This is a genomic window from Mycobacterium sp. (assembly GCF_035314905.1).
GTDB lineage: Bacteria > Actinomycetota > Actinomycetes > Mycobacteriales > Mycobacteriaceae > Mycobacterium.
In genome coordinates this window covers 1-21,019 of sequence record NZ_DATFYW010000127.1, presented here as the reverse complement: position 1 = coordinate 21,019, position 21,019 = coordinate 1, and the positions used below count along the sequence as shown (strand labels likewise).

Here is a 21,019-nt window from a genome sequence, read left to right as displayed (position 1 = left end):
CACCACGGTAAAAACGCGACATCGTCGCGCCGATCGCGTCACCATTAGGAGACACGGCCTAGTCCGTAGCGCAGTGCGACGATCTGTAACAGATTGCTACGTGCTTGGGAGAAATGATGGCCGACGTCGCCGACCGCGTCACACCGGGTCGCCGCCGACCTGATGGACAGCGCGGCAGCCGAGGGCGCGCCAGAGCCGCTCGGCCAAACAGCAGCTGGATCACTGGGCGCGCGTCGAGCGCGCGGTCTCGAGCCGACACAGCGCCTCGCGCCGCCGCGTCGAGGCCGCGCTGGCCGGCGATCGGCCTACCACTGACCTAACCGTCGAGGAGGGCGTGGTCTTTAACGCCGAGATCGCCGCCGCCATCGATGAAAGCCTGGCTCGTACGCACTACGCGGACGTCCTGGCCGCCAGCCGAGCTAAGACGTCCGTTCATCGTTGAGACGGTGTTCTGCCATCCCTCCAAGCTCGGCCTGATCGACGCGGCGCGCGCCGCGGGCTACACCGTGGCGCTGCATGCGGTGATCGTGCCGGAAGACGTAGCTGTGCAGCGGGTCCGCCACCGGGTGGCCGCTGGCGGCCATGACGTGCCGGAGACCAAGATCCGCGAGCGGCACCGTCGGCTGCGGGATTTGGTCGCCGACGCGATCAGCCTGTCCGACATCGCCGCGGTCTACGACAACAGCGCTCGGCGCGGTCCGCGCTGTCGCCCAGATGAGCGCGGGCGAGATCATCGGTGCGCCCGCCTGGCCGGTGTGGGCACCCCACGAGCCGGTCAACGGCTCGTCCGGAACTGTAACCCGGGGCGCTATTCATGATCGGGCTGCGGCGTTCTGCAGCGTGACTTCTCCACGTCGGCAGGCAGGGACTCGCGATGGCACAACACGATGTTGCCGCCGAGGTGTTGCTGGCCGCGCTGTGGCGCGCCATTGCCCTGGCGGCGCGCCGGCGAGAGACGTTGCGATGAGCGATGAACACACGCGCGTTAGGGCGGTACGTGGACGACCTGCTGGGTGGCCGGCGTCCCCAGCCGTTTCGGCCCGACGACTTCGAAACGGCGCAGATCCGGGCCGCGATCGACCTGCGGGCAGCGCGGTACGGCCGCGATAGCCCACGCCAGGAGTTTCTCACCGACCTGCAGCGGCGGCTCGCCGCGCAGATGGACGGCAGTGCAACCGTCGGTTCGTCGCCGAGGCGGTTGCACGCGAGCCGCCGGCAGGTGATCGTCGGTACCTCCGCCGCGGCGGCGGGCGTGGCCGCCGGCCCGACCGCCGATCGCCTGCCATCGAGCGGCGGTCGCACCGCGGGTAGCACCAACTCCGCTGCCGGCGACATGGTACCGGGCCAGGGCAGTTGGCAGGCGGTCGCGTCGAGTGCGGATGTTCGCGACCGCGATGCATCCGTTCGAGCACGGTTCGCTCATCGGGTTCGTTCGACGGGTCGACGGCCGCTCGGAGGCGGTGTCGGGCATATGCACGCATCAGGGCTGCCGGCTGTGGTTCGACCGGGCCGACGATCGGCTGCGCTGCCCCTGCCACTCGACGTCCTTCTCCCCCACCGGGCAGGTGGTGTCCCATCAGCTGCCCATCACGCCGACACCGTTGCCCACACTCGAGGTTCGCAACGCGACGGCGCCATCGAAGTATTCGTCCCGATCGAACCGACGCAGCCGTCCTGACCGGACCGGTCGGTGGTGTAACCCGCCGTCATATCTCTGGGCGAGCGGCCCGCGTCCGCGGGCTCGTCATCGATCGGGGAGGTTTGCATCGTCATGCTCCGGCATCGTCATCGAATGCCCGCTGTCACCGCGGGCGCCGCAGTGGCCGCGGCTGCCATGCTCCTGGTCTCGGGTTGCTCAGGATCCAGCCCGTCACAGAACACGCCGCCATCCATCAGTTTCGGGCCGCAGGCCAGCACCACGCCGGGAATGGCGGGGCACGGCACCGCCGCCGCGCCGGCGGCCACGTCCGCCGCGACATCGTCGACCGCGGCGCCTGACGCACCGCAGGGCCCCAACGCGGTCAGCATCAACAACTTCAAGTTCGACCCGGCGACCCTCACCGTGCCGGTGGGCACCACTGTCACCTGGACCAACCTCGACGAGGAACCACACACCGTCGCGGCCAAGGACGGCTCGTTTCATTCCCCCGGCCTCGACACCCACGGGAGCTACAGCTTCACCTTCACCACCCCGGGCACGTTCGACTACATCTGCTCAATCCACCCGTTCATGACCGGCACCGTGGTGGTGACCAAATGACCGCCGAGCGCGACCCCCACGGGATGACCCGGCGCCAACTGATCCGCCACGGCGCGTGGTTCGGTGCGGCGGTGGTGCTATCCGTCGCCGGCGGCGAAGTGATCTCCCACATCGCCGGATCGACCGGCGAGACTCGGGCGCAGGCGCGGCCGACGCTGCGGTTCGTGCAGATCAGCGACAGTCACATCGGATTCAAGGGTGCCGCCAACCCCAACGTCGCCGACACGTTCACCCACGCCATCAACCAGATCAATTCGCTTGGATACACACCGGATTTCGTGATCCACACCGGCGATCTCACCCACCTGGGCACACCCGACCAGTTCGATCAGGTCAAGCAGATGCTGACCGGGCTGAACACCCCACACATCTTCACCGTGCCCGGCGAACACGACTCCACCGACGATGCCGGGCAGAAATACCGTCAAACCTTCGGCGCCGGCACCCACGGCGACGGCTGGTACAGCTTCGACACGGCCGGCGTGCATTTCATCGCGCTGGTGAACACGCTGCACTTGCAGAAACTCGGCCACCTCGGCGCAGATCAGCTTGATTTCGTGGAGAAGGATGTCGCTTCACTATCCAGTGACACGCCGATCGTTGTGTTCAGCCACATCCCGCTGTTCGCGATGTACCCCGACTGGGGGTGGGGCACCGAGGACGCCGCGCAGGCGCTGAGCTATCTGCAGCGGTTCTCATCGGTTACCTGCCTCAACGGTCATGTGCACCAACTCTTCACCAAGACCGAGGGCAACGTGACCTTCTACAGCGGCACCACCACCGCCTACCCGCTGCCTCATCCAGGCGACGGGCCCGCGCCCAAACCGGTCACGCTGCCCGCCGGCCAGCTTCACGACGCGCTCGGCGTCCGCGAGGTCACCTACACCAAGGGCCAGCAGGCCCTCGCACTGAAAGAGCAGAAGCTGACATGAAATCACGACAAGCCAACCTCCCCGCCCGGCTGGCCCTCCGCATCGCCATCAGCGCCACTGTCGCGGTAAGCGGCGTCATCCACGCCTACCTGTATGTCGAGAGCTACCGCTACATCCCCACGGTCGGCCCGGGTTTTCTGTTGCAGGCCAGCATTTTCTGTGCGCTGGCAGTGCTCATTCTTTTCGGCGCGCCGGACTGGTTGGGGTGGCTCGCGGCGGTCCTGTCCGTCGGTGCGTTGATCGCGTTCGCGCTCTCGCGCACCGTCGGCCTGTTCGGGTTCACCGAGCGGGGATGGCAACCCTCCCCGGAGGCGGCGCTCGCCGTCATCGCCGAGGTGCTGACCGTGGTGCTGGTTGCGGCGACATTCCTGCCGAGGACCACACACCAGGCACACGGCGCAACCTGAGGCCAGGCGCACGGCGCAGACCGAGGCGCTGGCCCGATGCCCGGGCCAGCGCCTCCTCCCGACTGCTCAGGGGGCCCAGGTGCCGTACGGCACCAGCGGGTCGCTCCCGAACGGCAGGGACGGATCCGCGCCACCGATCACCTGATCCTGCGGATAGATAACGGCGGGTCCCCCGGGAGGCAGGGCCACGGGGCCCCCACCGATGCCGGGCGGGGCGGGGGCCACGCTCGCCGCGGTAGCCGGCGTCGAGGGTGCCGGGGCCGGGATGATGTCGGCCTCGGCGGCGGCCCACGGAGCCGCAGCGATGGCGGCCGCAACAGCAACACCTGCCAGGCCCGACGAGAACGCGAACTTGTTGATTGTCATGTCAATTTTCCCCTGTCGTCTCGAGCGTCAACGTGTTATGGCGCTTCGTCTTTGAATAGACAGCCGGGTTACACATCCGATAATGAACCGAATCACGCCGCTTTTCGTATAACAGGTGTGAGCCGCGGCGGGTCGGTACCACCCTTCGCGGCGACGGAAGCCTGCCCCACAGGCATTTTCGTGTCAGCTTGATCTCGTGGTGCCCGTCGTTGATGACGTCTGGCACTGAAATACGTTGGACTGCAATTATTTCCGAGTAGAGGACCCACCCTGTGCCGGATGTAACCGGAACCCCTATCTATGAGTGTATGAACAATCGGCGAGTCCAAAAGGACATGCAGGCAGGAGTTTTGATCATGAACCGTCTTAATCTCAGCAGCGCGACGTTCGCGATTTGCGCAGCGGCCTCCGTTGCATTGGCCGGTACCGCTGCGGCAACCGCCATTGGGGGGTCATCGGCCGCCGATGCGGTCGACCAACTCAAATCAGACGGGTACAACGTGCAACTCAACCTGAACGGCGCACGGGATGTCCCGCTGTCGGAGTGCACGGTCACCGGCGTCCACGGACTTCCCGACACAGCCCCGGTCGGCGGAGCGACACGCCCCACGCAGTTCACCACCGTCTACGTTGACGTCGACTGCCCGTCAGACAACTGAGATGCGCCGCTAAACGGGTGTCCCGATCGTCGCGCAGTGCCAGGATGTCCACCATGACTGTGGTTCTGGTGGACGGCAACCCGGAGACCGAAGCGATCTGGGGCCCACTGGTCGATGCGCTCGGGCGTAGCGATGTGGTTTGGCTGTCGCCACCGGGATTCGGCGCTCCGCTGCCCGTCGGCTTCGCCGCGACCTACCTGGCTTACCGTGACTGGTCGAGCATGAGCTGGCGAGTTTCGACGAACCGGTCGACGTGGTCGGGCACGACTGGGGCGGCGGCCACGTAATGAACGTGGTGATGCATCGAGGTGAGCTCGTGCGCAGCTGCGCCAGCGACTCCGTGGGCCTGTTCGACCCCCGACCACGTCTGGCATGACCTCGCGCAGGTATGGCAGACGCCAGGCGACGGCGAGCAGCTGGTGGACACCCTGCTCGGCGGCACGATCGGGGACCGGGCGGAACAGATGATGGCGCTGGGCATACCCGCGGACATCGCGACCCCGATCGCGGCGGCTCAGGGCCCGGAGATGGGCCGGGCGATCCTGATGCTGTACCGCTCGGCGCGCCAACCCGCGATGGCTGAGGCCGGGCGGGCGCTGGAGAGCGCCGCGGCCCGGCCCGGACTTTCCCTGCTGGCCACCGAAGACCCCTACATCGGCTCCGGGGAGCTCCGGCGTCGGGCCGCCGACCGAGCCGGAGCCCGCACGGAGGTGCGCGACGGGCTCGGACACTGGTGGATGGTGCAGGACCCGGCTCGCGGCGCCGCGGCTCTCAGCCGCTTCTCGGAAACGCTCGGCTGAGCACGCTCGTCGATGGCCAGCCACAATGCCGGCTTGTGGTGCCACAACCAAGCGACCACTACCGACACCGCGGCGCCCGATGAACCATCAAAGCCATGAACACATCAGCACACACCCTGCGCCGCGGTGAGGCCGGCGCCCTCATCGCCGCCGGCCTCACCGCCACCGCACTCGGCGCCGCCACCCTCAGCCACGCCGACACCACCACGCACGGGCCCCACACCACCACCGGACCGTCCTACAGCCCGCCACACCCCAGCATCGACGGATTCGGCCGCGGAACCCCGGGCCATCACCCCACCCCCCACCACCGCAACGCCGGCAGGCACTGAACACCCGGGCCGCGATCCGCTCACGGGCGGGTCGCGGCCTTGTCGTCGGCGGCGACGAAGCGGCCCAACACATCGGTGATCGAGCGCTGCAGCTCCTCGTCGGTGAGATCATCCAGACCGGTAGCTGCCCGCAGGAAGCCGCCGAACAACCGCCAGCCCACTCGCAGCGCGATCGCGTGAGCGGCGGCCAACCGCGCACTGCGCTCGTCCGGGTGCCGGCGGCGCATGTGATCGAGGAGCTCCGCGATGTTCGGGAAGCGGGTCTGCAGCTCGCCGATGGGATACCCGTCGAGCGTCGTGCGGGCGATCACCCGCAGTTGGCGGTCGACCGCCGCGTCGATGTCGGGGCCGGCAGCGCCGCCGGCGATGAGGTCGGCGAGGTGTTGGCCGAGGTAGTCGAGGACGGCGCCGACCAACTGTTCCTTGGTACCGAAGTGTCGATAGACCAGCCCGTGATTGACGCCGGCACGCGCGGCGACATCCCGGATCGACGTGGCCGTCGGTCCCCGCTTGGCGAACAGGTCGGCGGCGGCCTCCAGCGTCGCCGCGACGACCTCGTCGCGCCCGACCGGGCCGTCGGCCCGCTGAGCAGCTGTGCTTGCACGGCCTGTAGTCATGCGGCTACAGTAGCGCCCAGCACCGGTGTACACACTCGACTACACCGGAATCGGTGCCACAGAGAGGACACTGCCATGGCCACGGCCCCGGAAATCACATCGATCTCGGTAACCCAGCTGAGCAGCCGCATCGGTGCGCAGATCGACGGGGTACGGCTGCGTGGCGATCTCGACCGCGCCGCCGCCGACGCGATCTACCGGGCGCTGCTGCGGCACAAGGTGGTGTTCATCCGCGGCCAAGACCACCTCGACGACGAGCAGCAGCAGGCGTTCGGCAGGCTGCTGGGGACACCGGTCGGTCATCCCACCATCCGACACCCCGACGCCGACAAGACGCTGATCCAGCCCATCGATTCGGAATGGGGAAAGGCCACCCAGTGGCACACCGACGTCACCTTCACCGCGGACTACCCGAAGGCGTCGATTCTGCGGGCGGTGACCCTGCCCAGCTACGGAGGTTCGACGCTCTGGGCGTCGACCGTGGCCGCCTACGAGGCGCTGCCCGCACCGGTGCGGCAGTTGGCCGACAACCTCTGGGCCCTGCACAGCAATGCCTTCGACTACGCCGCACCGGCGTCCGCGGCCGGTGGCGCGGCGCGCGATCTCGCGGAGATCTCGGCGTTCACGGCACCGGACTTCCGCACCGAGCATCCGGTCGTGCGGGTGCACCCCGAGACGGGTGAAAAGTCACTGCTGCTGGGTACGTTCGTGCGGCAACTCATCGGCCTGGACAGCTACGAGTCGGTCACGCTGTTCGAGCTGTTGCAGCGCCGCATCACCCGGCCCGAGAACGTGATCCGGTGGAACTGGCAGCCCGGTGACGTCGCCATCTGGGACAACCGGGCCACCCAGCACCGCGCCATCGACGACTACGACGATCAGCGCCGCGTCATGCACCGCGTCACCCTCGGCGGCGATGTTCCGGTGGCGGTCGACGGTCGGCGTAGCCGTGGCATCGGCGAGGCCAACCCCGACGCGGACGCAGCCATGCTGTCCGCCGACAAGCGCGATGGGATCTACAACCCATTATTTTGGGCCAGCTCACCCATTTAGTCCAGGGTGGTCTCACCTGTTGGAAGATGCCGGCGCCAGAGTTTGGCGGGTCAGGATTTGGGCTTGCGGGACCCGGCTCCGGGTCGGCGGCCCCTGGGAGAGGGCGCGAAGGAGCGGACGTAGTCCACCGCGGCGTTGACCGCCGCGCGGACCGGTTCCGTGCTGCCGGTCGCGTGGGTGAGCATGGCGCCGCCCTGGTGCGCGGCAACCAGGGCGACCGCCAGGTGCCGGGGGTCGGCGCCGGGGCGCAGATCGCCGCGCTGCCGCATCGCGGTGAGCCCCGCGCGAAACAGTTCGAGCCATTCGTCGTAGCCCGCGGCGAGATCGTCGCGGATCTCATCGTCGGCTTCGCTCAGTTCACCGGCCAGCGAACCGTAGACGCATCCGCCACGGCGATAGACCGCATCCGCGTCGGCGACGCAGGCGTCGGCCCACGCCTGCAGCGCCTCAAAGCTGTCCAGGGCGCCCAACTTCGGCTGGGTGTGAAACGCGGCGACCTGGTTGCGACGCGAGGAAATGACTTCGCGGGTTAGCTCACGCTTGTCGCGGAAATAGTGCGAGATCTGCGACCCGCTGACCGCGGCCGCGCTGCGCGCCTCATCGATGCTTGTGCCGCCCACGCCGTGCTCGAACATCAGCGCGGCGGTCACGTCGACGATGCGTGCCCGGGTCGCCAGTCCCTTGCGGGTGAACCGCGCTGTACTGTCCTCGGACACCATGCCGCCTTTGGCCCGTCGATCAGTGGACGTCATCGCCCTCGCCGCGCCCTCCCAGGAAGCTCCCAGGCTTTGCGGCCAGATGCCGGCGCGGTCATGACACGCGATCGAAGAGATTGCCGGCAGGCGCGTCAGCTTTCTGCGCGGCCGAGCCGGTTGTGCGCCGCCCACGGGGCCGGCGGGGTGGGCGCGCGGCGCGTTCGGCGGGGTCGGCGGCGAACATGCGCAGATAGTTCACCGCGAACCGCACGGCGTCGGCGTGCGGCCACTCCTGGCGATAGGTGAAGGCCACGGTGCCGCCGCCCTGGTGCGCGCTGACGACGACCAGTGCCAGCTGTCGCGGGTCGGCGTCGGCTACGAGAACGCCTCGGTCTTTCATCCGCTGGATGGCCTGCTGGAGTAGCTCGACCCACTGCCAGTAGCCCGCCGCCAAACTCTCGCGCGTCGCGTCGTCGGACTTGGCGAGTTGCCCCGCGAGGGCATGGTAGGTGGGCGTGCCGACGTAGCCGATGCGCCTGAGGTAGCGCATGTTCAGGTCGATCCACCGCTCGAAGTCATCGAACGTATCCAGTGCCCGAAGCTTCGGTTGGCGGTGAAAGTTGAGCACCACCTGCATCTGGCGCGCCACGACGGCCCGGATCAGCGCCTGCTTGTCGGTGAAGTAGTGGGCAAGCTGCGAGCCACTCACCGACGCGGCGGTGCGCAGCTTGTCCATGTTCAACGCCGAGAGCCCCTCGGCGAGGATCAGCTCGGCGGCCACCTTCACGATCCGATCGCGGGTGGCACGCCCCTTGGGGGTCAGCCGCTGCACGTCGGGCGGGTCGGCGATAGCCATTGCGCCAGGCTACCGGCCGCGGCCGCCAGATTATGGGATATGCGGCCCACTATGTCGCCGCGGCTGTCAGGCGGCCGCGAGCTGCTTGGCGAGGAAGGCGCGGATCAGCCCCGTCACCTCGTCAAGAGCCGACTCGAGCAAAAAATGCCCGCCATCGATCAGATGGATCTCGGCATCGGGGAGGTCCTCCGCGAACGCCTCCGCACCGGCAGGGCCGAATATCTCGTCGCCGCGGCCCCACACCGCCAGCAGCGGGACCCCGCTGGCGCGGAAGTATTCGTGTAAGCGCGGGTACAGCGGCGAATTCGTGGCGTAGTCGAGCAGCAGTTTGAGCTGCACCTCGTCATTGCCGGGCCGGGAGATCAGCGCGTAGTCGTGATACCACGATTCCGGATCGACCAGCGTCTCGTCAGCGACACCCGTGACGTATTGCCAGCGAGTGGCCTCCAAGGTGAGGAACTGCCGTACCGGGGCCTCGGTCCGGGCGGTCGGCCGGGTTTGGTAGTCCCACACGGTCTTCCAGAAGCTCTCAACGAAGCCAGCGTCGTAGCCGTTGCCGTTTTGGCTGATGATCGCCGTGATGGCGGCCGGGTCGGCAAGCGCGAGCCGCCACCCGATGGGGGCACCGTAGTCCTGCACGTACATCGCATACGTGTCGATTCCCTGGTTACGCAGCAAGCCAGCCGTCAGCGCGGTGAGCGCGTCGAAGGTGTAGTCGAACTCTTCGACGGAGGGCGCGTCAGAAAGCCCGAAACCCAAATGATCCGGCGCTATCACGTGGTAGCGGTCCGCCAGCGCCGGAACCAACTGCCGGAACATGTATGAGCTGGTGGGAAATCCGTGCAGGAGGACCAGCGCGGGCGCGTCAGGGTCACCTGCTTCGCGAAAGAACAGCCGGTGACCGTCAACAGTGGCGTAGCGATGATGAACAGGTCGCATTGGCGATTCCTCCTGAGGCGATGTGCGATTCATGGGTCGGCCGCACGCGATCGGCCCACGCCGCGGTGTTCCGGTGAAGCCCTCGGCACCGGTCGTCATTTCTGGGTTATGCATCCCAGTATGCACAGCGGACCGGGTGCGCACCAGTCCGCGCGACCGAAAATTTCTGAGCCGGCGGTCCATGCATCGCCGGCGGAGCCTTGACGCGGCCTGCGCGCGACGCCGATCGTTAAGGCGGCCAGACGCAAAGGAACACCATCGACGCAACTACGCTCCCCGTTCCCGGCGGTGTCATCGCCCACGATCTCGATGTCGATGGCATCCGGACCCGGGTGTACGAGGTTGACCCAGCCAATCGGCTCACTCCGCTGCTCCTGCTGCACGGCGCGGGTGTGGACTCGGCGCTCGTCTCGTTCGGAACCGCCCCTGTCGCGCTCGGGCAACGCCGGCGGGTCGTGGCGCCGGACCTGCCCGGCTACGGCGACACCGAATTCGCGGCGGCATCGTTCTCCATCCCGTGGTACGGCGACTGGGTGGCCGACCTGGTGCGTGCGCTCCGCCTCGATCGGGTCGATCTGGCGGGTTTGTCGCTCGGGGGATGGATCACGCTCGAAGTCGCCGTCAGCCACCCCGACGTGGTGCGCCGGGTCATCCCGATCAATCCGGGTGGCGTGACCGAGAAGGTCCCGTTCATGCGCACGGCCAACTGGATCGCCAACCGTCCTGCACTGCACAAACGCCTGTACAAGTGGTCTGCGGGCATGGGGCGCCGATTCACCCGCCTGCAGTTGCGCAACGCCGCGGTGGAAAATGCGTCGGCCCTCACCGACGACCTGATCGACGCCGTCATCGTCAACGGCAGCGCGCGCACGCCGGGGAGGCGTTCGCGGCCACCCAACGATGGGCCTTCGGACCCGGACGGTCGATTGTGTCCCGGCTGCCGCGGGTCAGAGCCAAGACGCTGGTCATCGCCGGGCGGAACGACAGACTGGTGCCGGTGGCCGACTCCATTCGCGCGAGCCGACTCGTCGGGGATGGCGACGCCCGGGTTCTGGAACCGTGCGGGCATTGGTTGGTGCGCGACTGCCCGGCGCAGTTCGTCGACGCGGTGAACCAGTTCCTCGACGCGGTCTGAGAGACCGAATCCCTGCAGACCCCGGCCTTCAGGCGGGGATGTAGTCGAACTCGTCGGGGTTGGGTCCGGTGCGGCCGGACTCGCCGCGATCCAGGCCGGTGATCGCGCTCATCTCGTCGTCGTGCAGCTTGAAGTCGAAGATCTCGAAGTTCGACTTGATCCGCTCGGGTTTCACCGATTTCGGGAACACGATGTCGCCGCGCTGGATGTGCCAGCGCAGCACCACCTGCGCCGGTGTCTTGCCGTGCGTGTCGGCGATCCCGATGATGACGTCGTCGCCGAGCACCTTGCCCTGTGCGATCGGCGACCATGCCTCGGTCGCGATGCCATGCTCACGGTCATAGGCGCGCACCTGCTCGTTGGTCAAGTAAGGGTGCACCTCGATCTGGTTGACCGCGGGTACGGTCTCCGAGCCCGTGGCCAGGCGGTCCAGATGTGCGGGCTGAAAGTTCGACACGCCGATGCTGCGGGCACGCCCGTCCCCGGCGAACTCCTCCAGCACATTCCAGGTCGAGACGAAGTCGCCGTCATAGAGCGTGGGCAGCGGCCAGTGAATCAAGAACAGGTCGACATAGTCAGACCCGAGCGCGCTCAGTGTCGCGTCGAACGCGCGGCGCGCATCGTCGGGCCGGTGGTACCCGTTGTTGAGCTTGCTGGTGATGAACACCTCGCCGCGGTTCAGGCCGGCGTCGCTGATGCCTTCACCGACTTCCTTCTCGTTGCCGTACATCTCGGCGGTGTCGATGTGGCGGTACCCGATCTCGAGGGCAGAACGGACCGCCGCGGCGGTCTGATCGGGCTCGATCTGGAAGACGCCGAACCCCAGTTGGGGGATCGTGTTGCCATCGTTGCACCTGATCGACGGGACAGTGCTCAATTTCGGCCTCCTAGTGCATCGGGCTCGCTCGGTCTTGTCATGAGTGCCCGTTTTCGGCGGAAGAAACCAACCTCGTCAGGATCCCACCTGCGGCGCGCCGTCAACCCGAGCGCCCAGTGATCAACCGCGCTACCGATATCCGCCGGATTGTGGAAATTCAGGCTTCGCACAGGCCTCGCTCAGCCTGCTCCTAGTTGGCAAACAAACCCTGGAGACAACTGCTGATTCATGGACAGCTTTGGAGAAAGGCGGCAAATGCCCACACGACGATGGTGGTGGCCCGTCATCGCAGGCGCGCTACTCATCGCACTGCTGGCGCCCGCGCGCCTTACGGCGCCCCATCCGTTCGACCTCACGAGCTACGGGCGGAATCTGGTCGGCCGGACTCCGGCTCCCGCGGTCAACGCTGCCAACGTTGCCGCCCAGGTGGATCAAGCCCTGGTGCTGATCAATACGGACATGAGCTATCAGGGCGCTGTCGGAGCCGGAACCGGCATCGTGCTCAGCCCCGACGGCGTCGTGCTGACCAACAACCACGTCGTCGAAGGCGCCACCCGCATCGCGGTGAACAGCACCGCCTCCGGCGCCTCATACCCCGCGACGGTGATCGGTTACGACCGCAAGCACGACGTCGCCGTGTTGCAGCTGCGGGGCGCCAGCGGGTTGCCGACCGCGCCGCTGGCCACGTCGTCACAGGTCGCAGTCGGTGATCCGGTCACCGCGGTCGGCAACGCGAACGGACAGGGCCTGAGCCGATCCGAGGGCACGGTCACAGACGTGAATCAGACGATCACCGCCGCCGACCAGCTCGCCGCGCCCGAGCAGCTCAATGGCCTGATCCAGGTGTCGGCGAATCTGATCCCGGGAGACTCCGGCGGGCCGCTGGTCAACAGCAGTGGGCAGGTGATCGGCATAGACACGGCGGGCTCCGGAAACTACCGGCTCTCGGACCAAACCGATCGGCAGGGCTTCGCGATCCCGATCGGCACGGCGCTGTCGATCGCCTCGCAGATCCAGTCCGGCGCTTCGTCGGGTTCGGTCCACGTTGGCGACACCGCGATGCTCGGCGTCGGGGTCAACACGCAGCGCCAACGCGGCGTCACGGTCGCCCAGGTGCTACGGGGCTCCCCCGCGGATCAAGCGAGTATCGCACCCGGGGACGTGATCACCGGCTTCGCCGGCAACAGCATCACTTCCGATACCGCGCTCAGCGATCTCCTCGACCAGCAACACCCAGGCGACAACGTCGAGGTGATGTTTTTCGATCGGTCGGGTCAGCAGCACAGCGCCAACGTGACCCTGGCGCCCGGACCGGTCGGCTGACCCGACCGACCGGGCGGTGATCGAGCCCGCCGCGCACGGCGGCGGGCAAAGCTGCTCGACCTAAGCCGAGTCGGCCTCTTGCGCAATCCATTCGCGCGCTTCGCCGGCTTGCGCCGCCGGAAACGCGCGGTACTCCCCGGGCCACAGAAAGCCGAGGAACTCACTGAATTTCGCCACATGGTTGACCCAGTCCACGTCGCTGACCACCGCGCAGCGTTCCCAGTCGAAGTAGTGACCGACGCCGAACTTCGTATCCTCCCAGACCGCGCCGGGGTCGAACCCGACCAAATCAGGCGCGATGTCGAGGTAGATCCGCAGCTTCTTGTGCCGTTGCAGCCTGTCTTCGAAATCGGGTACCAGCACCGTGTCGTAATCGGTCTTCGTCACATGCCCATGGAACGCAAACGCGGCGACGTTGTCGGGGAAGTCCTTCAGCGCCTCGATCACGATGTCCTCCTCAACGACACAGGGTCTGCTCTCGTGTCGTCATGGTCTCGTCGCCGGGCATCCCCGGGTAGAGACCAAAGTCACCGACGACGCGCCGGCGGGTCGTTATAGTCGAACGGAACGACACCGTATCGTCAGGAGGGAGCAGCTTGCCATGCCAGTCGACGGCGTCGGCGGCACGCCGCCCGCAGCCGGACGCCGACCACCGCCCAGCCGGCGTGGGCGGTTCGCCCCGGGACTCGACGCCGCCATTCTGGACGCGGCGCTAGTAGAGCTGTCCGAGCAGGGCTACGACCGGATGACGATGGACGACATCGCGTCGCGCGCACAGGTGGGCAAGGCCGCAATCTATCGCCGCTGGTCCTGCAAGCCCGCTGTCGTCGCCGACGCGATCGTTCATTGGCGAAAGGGACGGGGACCGGGCGAGCCACCCGACACCGGCAGCCTTCGCGGCGACATCGACGCGCTCGTTTCAGCCGTACCCGACTACGACGCGGCCGATCTCAGCACAATCAAGGTGATCGTCGGCGTGGCGACCGCCGCGACGCACGATCCCGTCCTGGCGGCCGCGCTCGACGACCTGGTCCTGTCCACGCCGCGCCACATCATCAGATCGGTGCTCGACCGCGCCGTCGCCCGGGGTGAAGTTCCCGCCGGCCGCGATCTTTCCCTGGTCGCCGACGCCGCCGTGGGCGTGAACATCCTGCGCGTGGTGACGGGGCGCCCGATTGACCGTGTCTTCGTCCGGCGCGTGCTCGAGGACCTGATTCTGCCGCTGGCCCCGGCTGCGCCGACCCAGACAACCCAAGGGCCCAGAAGCGCCCCGGCGTGACCCTTGCGTCAGGCCGTCATTCGTGCAACGGTGGATAGATAACGGAACTGTCTAGTTCCGCCAAAAGGAGTCATCATGCGCAAAGGGAGCCGGTTTGGTTGCGTGGTGCGCGGGCTCTTGGCGGTGCCGATCGCGGTGGTCTGCGTGGTGGGCGCCTTGTACCTGCTCCTGCTTGCCTACTCTCCCCTGCTGCGACTCAAGTGGTTCAGCGACAGGACCCGCCGTTTGAGCACCAAGGCCAATCGCGTTACGGGCAGGCTCGCCGGGACCCGGCTGGGCATGCTGTATTTCAATCTCAGCGTCCTGCATCACGCCGGGCGCCGCAGCGGGCGCGCGTACGTCACGCCACTGAGCGCCTACCCGCTCGGTGACGGCTTCGTGCTGGCAGTGGCCTACCCCGAAGTCGACTGGTGCCGCAATGTCCTGGCGGCCGGCACCTGCACGCTTACCTGGAGGGACAAGGACTACGCGCTCGATCGCCCCGAAATCATTCCCCGTGCCCAGGCCATGAAGGCGTATCCGCTGATGGTCAAGCCCTATATCTACGCCCCCGGGACAACGAAGTTCCTCTGGCTGCATCGCGCGAATTCCCCTCAGCGGCAACGTATCAACGCCGGTACCGGGCCCGCATAGGGTGGCTTGGCTGTGATGCGCGACGCCAGGCGTGTGCCCGTTCTCGTCGTCGGAGCCGGGGCCGGAGGGCTGGCGACGGCTGCCCTGCTCGCCAAGCGCGGAGTTCGCTCCCTGGTGGTGGAGAAGCGTCACGAGGTCTTCATCTACCCGAAGGCACGCAATCTGAGTTTTCGCAGCCTGGAGATCCTGCGCGGTCTCGGCGTGGGCGACAAGGTCCACGCCGTGGCCGAGGGGACATCGGACATGGTGGTCAAGCGGACGCTCAACAGCGTCGACGTAGAACGGGTCATCGACTTCGACAAGATCTTCGCCGAATTCGACGAGCTGAGCCCCGAGCCGTCCATGCAGTACTGCCCCCAAAGCAAGCTGGAACCGATCCTGCTGGCCTACCTGCGCGGGTTGGGCAGCGCGGCGCACTACGGGACCGAACTGACCTCGATCGCGCAGGACGAGGACGGCGTCTCCGCGGTGGTGCGCGACCTGAATTCCGAAGAATCCGAAACGATACGCGCCGATTACGTGGTCGCCGCCGACGGCGTGCACAGCCACATCCGCGACGCGCTCGGCGTGGCCACGACCGGCTACGGCGCGTTGCCGATTTACGTCGTCTTCGTCTACTTCCACGGTCCGTGGCGGGAATTGGTTCCGCGCCTCGGGGAAGGGGGTGCGGTGCAAGTCACCAACGCCGCCGTCGACGCGGTATTCGTCGCGGCCGAAGGCGACCTGGGCATGTTCATCACCACCTACTTCCCCAGCAGAGGCGAGAGCGCCGCCCAATTCACACCCCAGCGCTGCCGCGAGCTGATCCTGGCTGCCGCCGGCGAGCAGATCGACCTTGACATCATCGACATCGCGCCGTGGCAACCCTACGAGCGGGTGGCCGAACAGTTCCGTTGTGGTCGTGTCTTTTTCGTCGGCGATTCGGCGCACGCCATGCCGCCGTTCAAGGCCGGCGGGGCGAATGCGGCCATCCAAAGCGCTGACAACCTGGCCTGGAAGCTCGCCGCGGTCCTCGACGGGGTCGCGGGCCCCGGTTTGCTCGCCAGCTTTCACGCCGAGCGCCACCCGGTCGGGCGTTTCAGTGCGCGACAATCGCTGACCGGGCCGCCCGTGGAGTTCCTGAGACTCGACGACAACCGACCCGCGCTGCCGCCCGACGAGGAGCGGCCCATGTTCAACCTGCTCGTCGGTTACCAGTACCGATCCACCGCGGTCATCACTCACGAACCCGCTCCCGCGGACCCCGACGCCGCTGCGCTCGTGGAGGAGCTGCGAGGACAGCCCGGCACCCGGGTCCCGCACGTCTGGCTCGATGGCCGGGCACAGCGCAGATCCACGCTCGACCTGCTCGGTCCGGGATTCACCCTGCTGACCGGCGACCCCCGAGGTGCGTGGGCGTCGGCCGCCGGTTCGGTGTCGGCCGAGCTCGGCGTCCCCATCACCATTGCGCGCATCGGCACACACAGCAACGACGCCGACGCGGCCCGGCAGTGGTCGGCCAGCACGGGACTCGGGGCCGACGGTGCGCTGTTGGTGCGCCCGGACGCCTTCGTGGGCTGGCGGGCAGAGACACTTCCCGATCATCCCGATCAAGAACTTCGCCAGACGGTGTCGGGCATACTCAGCCGCGCGTAACACATCGGTTCCGGCCTCGCCGGGGCGGGTGTCAGCCACGATGTGGGCTTGTGGCGCCACACCGGCGGGACCGCTACCTTTACGACGACGTAACGAACGACTCACCCCCCAGTGACCTTGGGCACTAGTGCAGTGGTGCCGGCAACCAATAGCGTCGATCACGCCGCACAAGCAATCCTGGATTCTTTGCAGGACAGACAGATAGCGGCAACACACCGAGGCTGTTTAGGAGATTTATCATGACACAGGCTGCACACAAGACCGAGCCGCGCTGGGCCGAGCTATCCGACGAGGTGCTCGCATCGGTCGAGGCCGGCCGCACGACCGCGATCGAGGCGGTGCGCAAGTTCATCGACGAGGTCACTCCGGTGCTGGCTGACGGATCCCGCCGCAAGACCGTCATCGACGCCGCGCTCAATCTCGCCGAGGAACTTCTCACGACGCGGATCGAGTTCCTGCGCAACGTCATACGCAGTGCAGCGGAGACGGATGGCAAAGAGTAAACGGGCCGCGCATGACTCTGCCACCGGCTGCAAGGGTCGACCGCCCGATCATCGACGATTGTCGACCATCCGGTGAACGGCAGAAGTCGCTGAGGCCAAATGGTTGCCGCGGCCGACCGAGTTTGACCGCGCCTGACCCGTGCCGGCGATATCGTCACATCCGTGACCGAGTTGCGCGTGGAATACCATCAGCGCCTCAACGACATCGACGCTGCGGTGCAGCGGATACTCTCGCTGGTCGAGCAGGACATCCTCAACGCGGGTACGGCATTACTCGACGCTGACGAGAAAGCCGCCGACGCGGTCGAAGCAAACGAGCGGATAGTCGAGGAATCCTACGGCCGAGTCGAACAGCTGGTCGTGAACCAGTTCGCACGCCAGGCGCCCGTCGCCAGCGAGCTGAGGTTCCTGCTGGCGGTGTTTCGCATCCTGCCGGAGTTGGCCGCCTCGCACGATCGAGCCGCGCAACTCGCCCCGCGCGGCGTGACCGGTCTGGCCGCGGAACTCCCCGACCGGGTGCGCCTGCTGATCAAGGAGCTCGTCGACGCCGCCGCCGAAATGTGGCGGCAGGTCAGTGCGGTGTACCTGAGCGGCTCCGCCCAGATTGCCGACGACACCGAGGAAGACGACGATGAACTCGACGAGCTTCACGCCAGCCTCAGTGCCGAGCTGGCTTCGACGGGCCTGCGCACACCGGTTCTGCTGGAAATGGGAGTGGTCGCCGCCCTGCTCGAGCGGCTCGGTGACAGCGCCGTCGAAATCGCCCGCCAGATCGAATCGTTGAGCCCAACCCGACACGACGACGGCGCACGCTAGCTACGTCTGGGGGTCCCGGGCGCAGTCAGCTTGCCCCGGGGCGTTCGCACGACAGCGCCGCGTTAAACCTCACCGTGGGAGCGTCAAGAAATCGTCAGCAGCCGAGCCTGATCCGGCTCGCGAGCGTAGTCCTGATAACGAAGGCCCTGACCCGACTCCCATGACTCGGCAGGTGAGGTGAAGCGAAGTGGTCGTATGCGAAGCGGCGCCGCAATCACATCGAGGGGTTCGATGACCCACAGATCAACGCCCCTGGTTGCGATAACCCACGCATCGCGGCGGTGGTGGGCGCGGCGGCACCTGACCTCGCAGGAACGAAGCAACCTGTCAGCGTCGCGAACGCCACTGGCCGTCTTCACCGCCTCCCTCGGTGGCCACCCGCGCCTCTGACAGGGTGACCACGGTTGGCCGGTCGTGTCGTCCCCGGCTTCGCCACTGCCGCGCCACCCGATGCGCGATCAAGGCGACCAGCACCCCGGCCGCCCCGGCAACCGCCGCTTGCGGCATCGCCAATCCGGTGATCATCAGGTAGCCGAACGCGACACCGACCGCAAGCAACACAATTCGCGTGGCTGTCCACCGCACGGCCGAGCGCAGCCGCAACGACAGCCCCATACCCAGCAACAGCGCACTCGCGTGCCCGATGGCGGTGAAATCCGCCCCGGACGCCGCGACCAGTGCGACAGCCAGCCACCAGCCGATCCAGGCGGGCCGCCAGCGTGGCGGGATCGCGGCCGTCAAGGCGCCCAACACTCCTGCGGCGCCGTAGCTGATCCCGACGTCGCTGGCCTGCGTGACCGAGACCGGCAGCCAGCCCGCCTCGATCGCGACGGCCAGCCCCGCCGCGACGATCACGGTGGCCCCGACGTGCCCGAGCGCGAACGCCGCGATCAGCCGCCGGCCGCGCCACACCAGCTCCCCCAGCGCCAGCAGGCACACCACTCCCGGGAGGCAGACATAGATGTCAGTGCCCTCGGTGACAAACGCGCTGCCGACCAATGTGGCCAGATGGCCTTGCCCCAGGTTGTGCAGGTTCGTGCTCAGGTGGCTGATGACGGTGTGCTGCACATGCGGACCGAGCGCCAAAAGCGTGGCGCCGACGACGGACAGCACCATCGCGTAGGCCACCGTGACACGCACCGAGACCAGGCGGGCCACCATTCGCGACGGGTCGGAGAAGGTCATCTGGCTAACCCCACTAGGTTGCCGCGGCCCCTGGTGGCGCGGCGTCTTGCCCGTTACAACGCTCACCGGGACCAGATGAAGCCGCCGCTTACGCTTTCTTTACGGCACCGGCGTAAATCCTGACCGCGCCTGTTGTGGGGTGCGCCCAACGCGGGCCGCTACGGGGCGGCGTTCATCGGCTGAGCGGCCGGTTTCTTGAATGCCTCCCGCCGGATCACCTGCCACAACGTCGGTGTGTGCTCGGTGGTGGACACGGTGACGGTGCGACCGACGGTCGCCGGGTCCGCGGCGAGCCTGCCGAGGTAATCCGCCAGATCGATGCGCGCTGTGAAGGCGCCGACCGGATCAACCTCGCCCGCAACGTAATCGGTGCGACTCGGCAGGTCGAACAAGCCCGACGGGCGCACGATCGTCCAGTCGAGCCCGCTATCGCGCACGACCGTCTCCATCCGGCGAATGTCGTCGTAGACCGTCTTGCCAATGGTGCGGGTGATGACCGGCTCGAACAGCCGCAACGACAACGGCACCCGCCGTCGGCCCGGGCTCGGGTAGGCGCCGGCCGAACTCACCACCGCCAGCCGGCGCGCCCCGGTGGCGGTCATCGCCTCAACCACGTTGGCCGTGCCGAGGGAGTAGGTGTCAACGGTGTCGCGAGTGAACGGCACTCCCAGCGTCGAGAGCACCGCATCGGCACCGTCGACGACGTCGTCGAGGGACAGCCGATTGCGCACGTCCGCATCAGCGACCAACAGCCGCGGATGCGTGAACGGAAAGGCGTGCGGGCCCCGCGTCACCGCAACCGCCCGGTGGCCTTCGTCGAGCACGCGGCGGGTAAGCAACCGGCCCGTCTGGCCGTTGGCGCCGAAGATCACGATGTCCATGTCTACCTCCCGTGGAACGTACGGCCGCGTCGTTACATCTGGCCTCGTCGTCAAGGACGGGACACGGGAGGGGAAAGTTACACACCGCCCGGCCCGCCCGCCGGATGCGGCGAACCGCCGCGGCCATAGTGTGAGGCGATGGGCCCCAGGGAAGCGGACGCCAGCGCGGACAGCGTCGAACCGGACGTAGCTCCGCGCGAGGAAGAAGACACGTTCGACCGTCTCGTGGACGAGGGCCGCCAGCGCCTCGGGCGGTCGTGGGTGCAGCTGATCAGCACGGGATTCCTGGGAGGCTTCGACGTCGGAGTCGGCGTGCTCGCGTTGCTTCTCGTCGAGCAGTTGACCCGGAACCCGCTGCTGGCCGGCTTGGCGTTCTCGTCGGGCTTCATCGCCCTGTCGCTGGCGCGCAGCGAACTGTTCACCGAGAACTTCAACGTGCCCGTCGTGGCGGTCGTGTCGAAAGCGGGAACGCCGGGCGCGCTGGCGCGGCTCTGGGGCACCACGCTGGTGACCAACCTGATCGGCGGGTGGGTGATCGCGGCGTTGCTGATCGTGGCGTTCCCGAACCTCGGGGGTACCGCCATCGAAGTGGCGAAGCCGTACATCGACCTGGGCGTGAACTGGCGGGCGTTCGCACTGGCCCTGGTGGGCGGCATGCTGATCACCGTGATGACGCACTTGCAGCACGCGACCGAATCGGACGGCGTGCGACTGGTCCCGGCGGTCATCGTCGGCACGATCCTGTCGATCGGGCACATCAACCACGCGATCGTTGCATCGCTGGTGTGCTTCGCGGCTCTCGTCGCCGGCGCGCCGTTCGGCTACGCCGACTGGGG

General features: G+C 67.4%; 23 protein-coding genes and 4 pseudogenes. 18 read left to right on the top strand and 9 right to left on the bottom strand.

Annotation, left to right across the window (positions count from 1 at the left end; all coding sequences use genetic code 11):
• Positions 1 to 116: 116 nt before the first annotated feature.
• The 6 genes and pseudogenes from VKG81_RS10600 to VKG81_RS10575 all read left to right on the top strand — a co-directional run.
• Positions 117 to 427 (top strand): annotated as a pseudogene (locus tag VKG81_RS10600) (TA system antitoxin ParD family protein); the annotation flags it as partial.
• Positions 417 to 765: pseudogene (locus VKG81_RS10595) on the top strand (zeta toxin family protein); the annotation flags it as partial. The pseudogenes VKG81_RS10600 and VKG81_RS10595, both read left to right, overlap by 11 nt.
• A 205-nt stretch (positions 766 to 970) precedes the next feature.
• Positions 971 to 1,678 (top strand): annotated as a pseudogene (locus VKG81_RS10590) (ubiquinol-cytochrome c reductase iron-sulfur subunit).
• A gap of 114 nt (positions 1,679 to 1,792) precedes the next feature.
• Positions 1,793 to 2,260, top strand: coding sequence for a cupredoxin domain-containing protein (locus VKG81_RS10585; protein ID WP_414685226.1), 468 nt, complete (start codon positions 1,793 to 1,795; stop codon positions 2,258 to 2,260).
• On the top strand, positions 2,257 to 3,192 hold the full coding sequence (locus VKG81_RS10580) for a metallophosphoesterase family protein (RefSeq protein WP_324395869.1): 936 nt from the start codon (positions 2,257 to 2,259) through the stop codon (positions 3,190 to 3,192). Before VKG81_RS10585 ends, VKG81_RS10580 begins: the two co-directional genes overlap by 4 nt.
• Positions 3,189 to 3,599 (top strand): hypothetical protein, encoded by a 411-nt coding sequence (locus VKG81_RS10575; protein WP_324395868.1) that lies wholly within the window; start codon positions 3,189 to 3,191, stop codon positions 3,597 to 3,599. Before VKG81_RS10580 ends, VKG81_RS10575 begins: the two co-directional genes overlap by 4 nt.
• 66 nt (positions 3,600 to 3,665) lie before the next feature.
• Here VKG81_RS10575 and VKG81_RS10570 read toward each other — a convergent pair whose 3' ends face one another.
• Entirely contained in the window at positions 3,666 to 3,965 is a 300-nt protein-coding gene (locus VKG81_RS10570; RefSeq protein ID WP_324395867.1) for a hypothetical protein, read from the bottom strand.
• A gap of 356 nt (positions 3,966 to 4,321) precedes the next feature.
• Here VKG81_RS10570 and VKG81_RS10565 point away from each other — a divergent pair, with 356 nt between their 5' ends.
• From VKG81_RS10565 to VKG81_RS10555, 3 genes and pseudogenes are all read left to right on the top strand, one after another.
• The gene (locus VKG81_RS10565) at positions 4,322 to 4,624 is read left to right on the top strand and encodes a hypothetical protein (protein ID WP_324395866.1); all 303 of its coding nucleotides are present in this window, start codon (positions 4,322 to 4,324) and stop codon (positions 4,622 to 4,624) included.
• 53 nt (positions 4,625 to 4,677) lie between these two features.
• Positions 4,678 to 5,424: pseudogene (locus tag VKG81_RS10560) on the top strand (alpha/beta fold hydrolase).
• 95 nt (positions 5,425 to 5,519) lie between these two features.
• Entirely contained in the window at positions 5,520 to 5,756 is a 237-nt protein-coding gene (locus tag VKG81_RS10555; protein ID WP_324395865.1) for a hypothetical protein, read from the top strand.
• A gap of 20 nt (positions 5,757 to 5,776) precedes the next feature.
• On the opposite strand, the gene VKG81_RS10550 is transcribed toward VKG81_RS10555, so the two are convergent.
• Positions 5,777 to 6,373 (bottom strand): helix-turn-helix domain-containing protein, encoded by a 597-nt coding sequence (locus VKG81_RS10550; protein WP_324395864.1) that lies wholly within the window; start codon positions 6,371 to 6,373, stop codon positions 5,777 to 5,779.
• Between the two features lie 75 nt (positions 6,374 to 6,448).
• Between VKG81_RS10550 and VKG81_RS10545 the strand changes: the two genes are divergently transcribed.
• A complete protein-coding gene (locus VKG81_RS10545) occupies positions 6,449 to 7,426 on the top strand; it encodes a TauD/TfdA dioxygenase family protein (RefSeq protein WP_414685225.1) in 978 nt (325 codons plus the stop codon).
• Between the two features lie 50 nt (positions 7,427 to 7,476).
• On the opposite strand, the gene VKG81_RS10540 is transcribed toward VKG81_RS10545, so the two are convergent.
• The 3 genes from VKG81_RS10540 to VKG81_RS10530 all read right to left on the bottom strand — a co-directional run bounded on the left by VKG81_RS10540 (position 7,477) and on the right by VKG81_RS10530 (position 9,916).
• Positions 7,477 to 8,178: a TetR/AcrR family transcriptional regulator gene (locus tag VKG81_RS10540; RefSeq protein ID WP_324395863.1), complete on the bottom strand. Its 702-nt coding sequence runs from the start codon at positions 8,176 to 8,178 to the stop codon at positions 7,477 to 7,479.
• Positions 8,179 to 8,236: 58 nt separating this feature from the next.
• A complete protein-coding gene (locus VKG81_RS10535; protein WP_324395862.1) occupies positions 8,237 to 8,977 on the bottom strand; it encodes a TetR/AcrR family transcriptional regulator in 741 nt (246 codons plus the stop codon).
• Positions 8,978 to 9,043: 66 nt separating this feature from the next.
• Entirely contained in the window at positions 9,044 to 9,916 is an 873-nt protein-coding gene (locus VKG81_RS10530) for an alpha/beta fold hydrolase (RefSeq protein WP_324395861.1), read from the bottom strand.
• Positions 9,917 to 10,248: 332 nt separating this feature from the next.
• On the opposite strand from VKG81_RS10530, the gene VKG81_RS10525 reads away from it, so the two are divergent.
• Entirely contained in the window at positions 10,249 to 11,028 is a 780-nt protein-coding gene (locus tag VKG81_RS10525) for an alpha/beta fold hydrolase (protein WP_324395860.1), read from the top strand.
• Between the two features lie 51 nt (positions 11,029 to 11,079).
• Here the strand turns inward: VKG81_RS10525 and VKG81_RS10520 are convergent, their stop codons facing one another.
• Complete coding sequence (locus VKG81_RS10520) at positions 11,080 to 11,928, bottom strand: aldo/keto reductase (protein ID WP_324395859.1); 849 nt, start codon at positions 11,926 to 11,928, stop codon at positions 11,080 to 11,082.
• Between the two features lie 255 nt (positions 11,929 to 12,183).
• Between VKG81_RS10520 and VKG81_RS10515 the strand changes: the two genes are divergently transcribed.
• Positions 12,184 to 13,251 carry a S1C family serine protease gene (locus VKG81_RS10515; protein WP_324395858.1) on the top strand — a complete coding sequence of 356 codons (1,068 nt, stop codon included), beginning with the start codon at positions 12,184 to 12,186 and terminating at the stop codon, positions 13,249 to 13,251.
• A gap of 60 nt (positions 13,252 to 13,311) precedes the next feature.
• On the opposite strand, the gene VKG81_RS10510 is transcribed toward VKG81_RS10515, so the two are convergent.
• Positions 13,312 to 13,698, bottom strand: coding sequence for an STAS/SEC14 domain-containing protein (locus VKG81_RS10510; protein ID WP_324395857.1), 387 nt, complete (start codon positions 13,696 to 13,698; stop codon positions 13,312 to 13,314).
• A 154-nt stretch (positions 13,699 to 13,852) separates the two neighbouring features.
• Here VKG81_RS10510 and VKG81_RS10505 point away from each other — a divergent pair, with 154 nt between their 5' ends.
• The 5 genes from VKG81_RS10505 (at position 13,853) to VKG81_RS10485 (ending at position 18,117) form a co-directional block, all read left to right on the top strand.
• Positions 13,853 to 14,530: a TetR/AcrR family transcriptional regulator gene (locus VKG81_RS10505; protein ID WP_324395856.1), complete on the top strand. Its 678-nt coding sequence runs from the start codon at positions 13,853 to 13,855 to the stop codon at positions 14,528 to 14,530.
• A gap of 75 nt (positions 14,531 to 14,605) precedes the next feature.
• Positions 14,606 to 15,163, top strand: coding sequence for a hypothetical protein (locus VKG81_RS10500; protein ID WP_324395855.1), 558 nt, complete (start codon positions 14,606 to 14,608; stop codon positions 15,161 to 15,163).
• A gap of 15 nt (positions 15,164 to 15,178) precedes the next feature.
• Positions 15,179 to 16,798 carry an FAD-dependent monooxygenase gene (locus VKG81_RS10495; protein ID WP_324395854.1) on the top strand — a complete coding sequence of 540 codons (1,620 nt, stop codon included), beginning with the start codon at positions 15,179 to 15,181 and terminating at the stop codon, positions 16,796 to 16,798.
• A 239-nt stretch (positions 16,799 to 17,037) separates the two neighbouring features.
• Positions 17,038 to 17,301, top strand: a complete 264-nt coding sequence (locus tag VKG81_RS10490) for a hypothetical protein (RefSeq protein ID WP_324395853.1) — start codon at positions 17,038 to 17,040, stop codon at positions 17,299 to 17,301.
• 162 nt (positions 17,302 to 17,463) lie between these two features.
• Positions 17,464 to 18,117: a phosphate signaling complex PhoU family protein gene (locus tag VKG81_RS10485; protein WP_324395852.1), complete on the top strand. Its 654-nt coding sequence runs from the start codon at positions 17,464 to 17,466 to the stop codon at positions 18,115 to 18,117.
• A 327-nt stretch (positions 18,118 to 18,444) separates the two neighbouring features.
• On the opposite strand, the gene VKG81_RS10480 is transcribed toward VKG81_RS10485, so the two are convergent.
• Entirely contained in the window at positions 18,445 to 19,302 is an 858-nt protein-coding gene (locus VKG81_RS10480) for a rhomboid-like protein (protein ID WP_324395851.1), read from the bottom strand.
• Between the two features lie 158 nt (positions 19,303 to 19,460).
• Positions 19,461 to 20,183 (bottom strand): NAD(P)-dependent oxidoreductase, encoded by a 723-nt coding sequence (locus VKG81_RS10475; RefSeq protein ID WP_324395850.1) that lies wholly within the window; start codon positions 20,181 to 20,183, stop codon positions 19,461 to 19,463.
• A gap of 138 nt (positions 20,184 to 20,321) precedes the next feature.
• Here VKG81_RS10475 and VKG81_RS10470 point away from each other — a divergent pair.
• On the top strand, positions 20,322 to 21,019 hold a 698-nt coding region (locus VKG81_RS10470), incomplete at its 3' end, for a formate/nitrite transporter family protein (protein WP_324395849.1).

What these genes read in the sequence shown, in the direction of transcription:
- VKG81_RS10585 (WP_414685226.1), top strand. Translation starts at nt 1,793, where the DNA reads ATGCCCGCTGTCACCGCGGGCGCCGCAGTGGCCGCGGCTGCCATGCTC.
- VKG81_RS10580 (WP_324395869.1), top strand. Translation starts at nt 2,257, where the DNA reads ATGACCGCCGAGCGCGACCCCCACGGGATGACCCGGCGCCAACTGATC.
- VKG81_RS10575 (WP_324395868.1), top strand. Translation starts at nt 3,189, where the DNA reads ATGAAATCACGACAAGCCAACCTCCCCGCCCGGCTGGCCCTCCGCATC.
- VKG81_RS10570 (WP_324395867.1), bottom strand. Translation starts at nt 3,965, where the DNA reads ATGACAATCAACAAGTTCGCGTTCTCGTCGGGCCTGGCAGGTGTTGCT.
- VKG81_RS10565 (WP_324395866.1), top strand. Translation starts at nt 4,322, where the DNA reads ATGAACCGTCTTAATCTCAGCAGCGCGACGTTCGCGATTTGCGCAGCG.
- VKG81_RS10555 (WP_324395865.1), top strand. Translation starts at nt 5,520, where the DNA reads ATGAACACATCAGCACACACCCTGCGCCGCGGTGAGGCCGGCGCCCTC.
- VKG81_RS10550 (WP_324395864.1), bottom strand. Translation starts at nt 6,373, where the DNA reads ATGACTACAGGCCGTGCAAGCACAGCTGCTCAGCGGGCCGACGGCCCG.
- VKG81_RS10545 (WP_414685225.1), top strand. Translation starts at nt 6,449, where the DNA reads ATGGCCACGGCCCCGGAAATCACATCGATCTCGGTAACCCAGCTGAGC.
- VKG81_RS10540 (WP_324395863.1), bottom strand. Translation starts at nt 8,178, where the DNA reads ATGACGTCCACTGATCGACGGGCCAAAGGCGGCATGGTGTCCGAGGAC.
- VKG81_RS10535 (WP_324395862.1), bottom strand. Translation starts at nt 8,977, where the DNA reads ATGGCTATCGCCGACCCGCCCGACGTGCAGCGGCTGACCCCCAAGGGG.
- VKG81_RS10530 (WP_324395861.1), bottom strand. Translation starts at nt 9,916, where the DNA reads ATGCGACCTGTTCATCATCGCTACGCCACTGTTGACGGTCACCGGCTG.
- VKG81_RS10515 (WP_324395858.1), top strand. Translation starts at nt 12,184, where the DNA reads ATGCCCACACGACGATGGTGGTGGCCCGTCATCGCAGGCGCGCTACTC.
- VKG81_RS10505 (WP_324395856.1), top strand. Translation starts at nt 13,853, where the DNA reads ATGCCAGTCGACGGCGTCGGCGGCACGCCGCCCGCAGCCGGACGCCGA.
- VKG81_RS10500 (WP_324395855.1), top strand. Translation starts at nt 14,606, where the DNA reads ATGCGCAAAGGGAGCCGGTTTGGTTGCGTGGTGCGCGGGCTCTTGGCG.
- VKG81_RS10495 (WP_324395854.1), top strand. Translation starts at nt 15,179, where the DNA reads ATGCGCGACGCCAGGCGTGTGCCCGTTCTCGTCGTCGGAGCCGGGGCC.
- VKG81_RS10490 (WP_324395853.1), top strand. Translation starts at nt 17,038, where the DNA reads ATGACACAGGCTGCACACAAGACCGAGCCGCGCTGGGCCGAGCTATCC.
- VKG81_RS10480 (WP_324395851.1), bottom strand. Translation starts at nt 19,302, where the DNA reads ATGACCTTCTCCGACCCGTCGCGAATGGTGGCCCGCCTGGTCTCGGTG.
- VKG81_RS10475 (WP_324395850.1), bottom strand. Translation starts at nt 20,183, where the DNA reads ATGGACATCGTGATCTTCGGCGCCAACGGCCAGACGGGCCGGTTGCTT.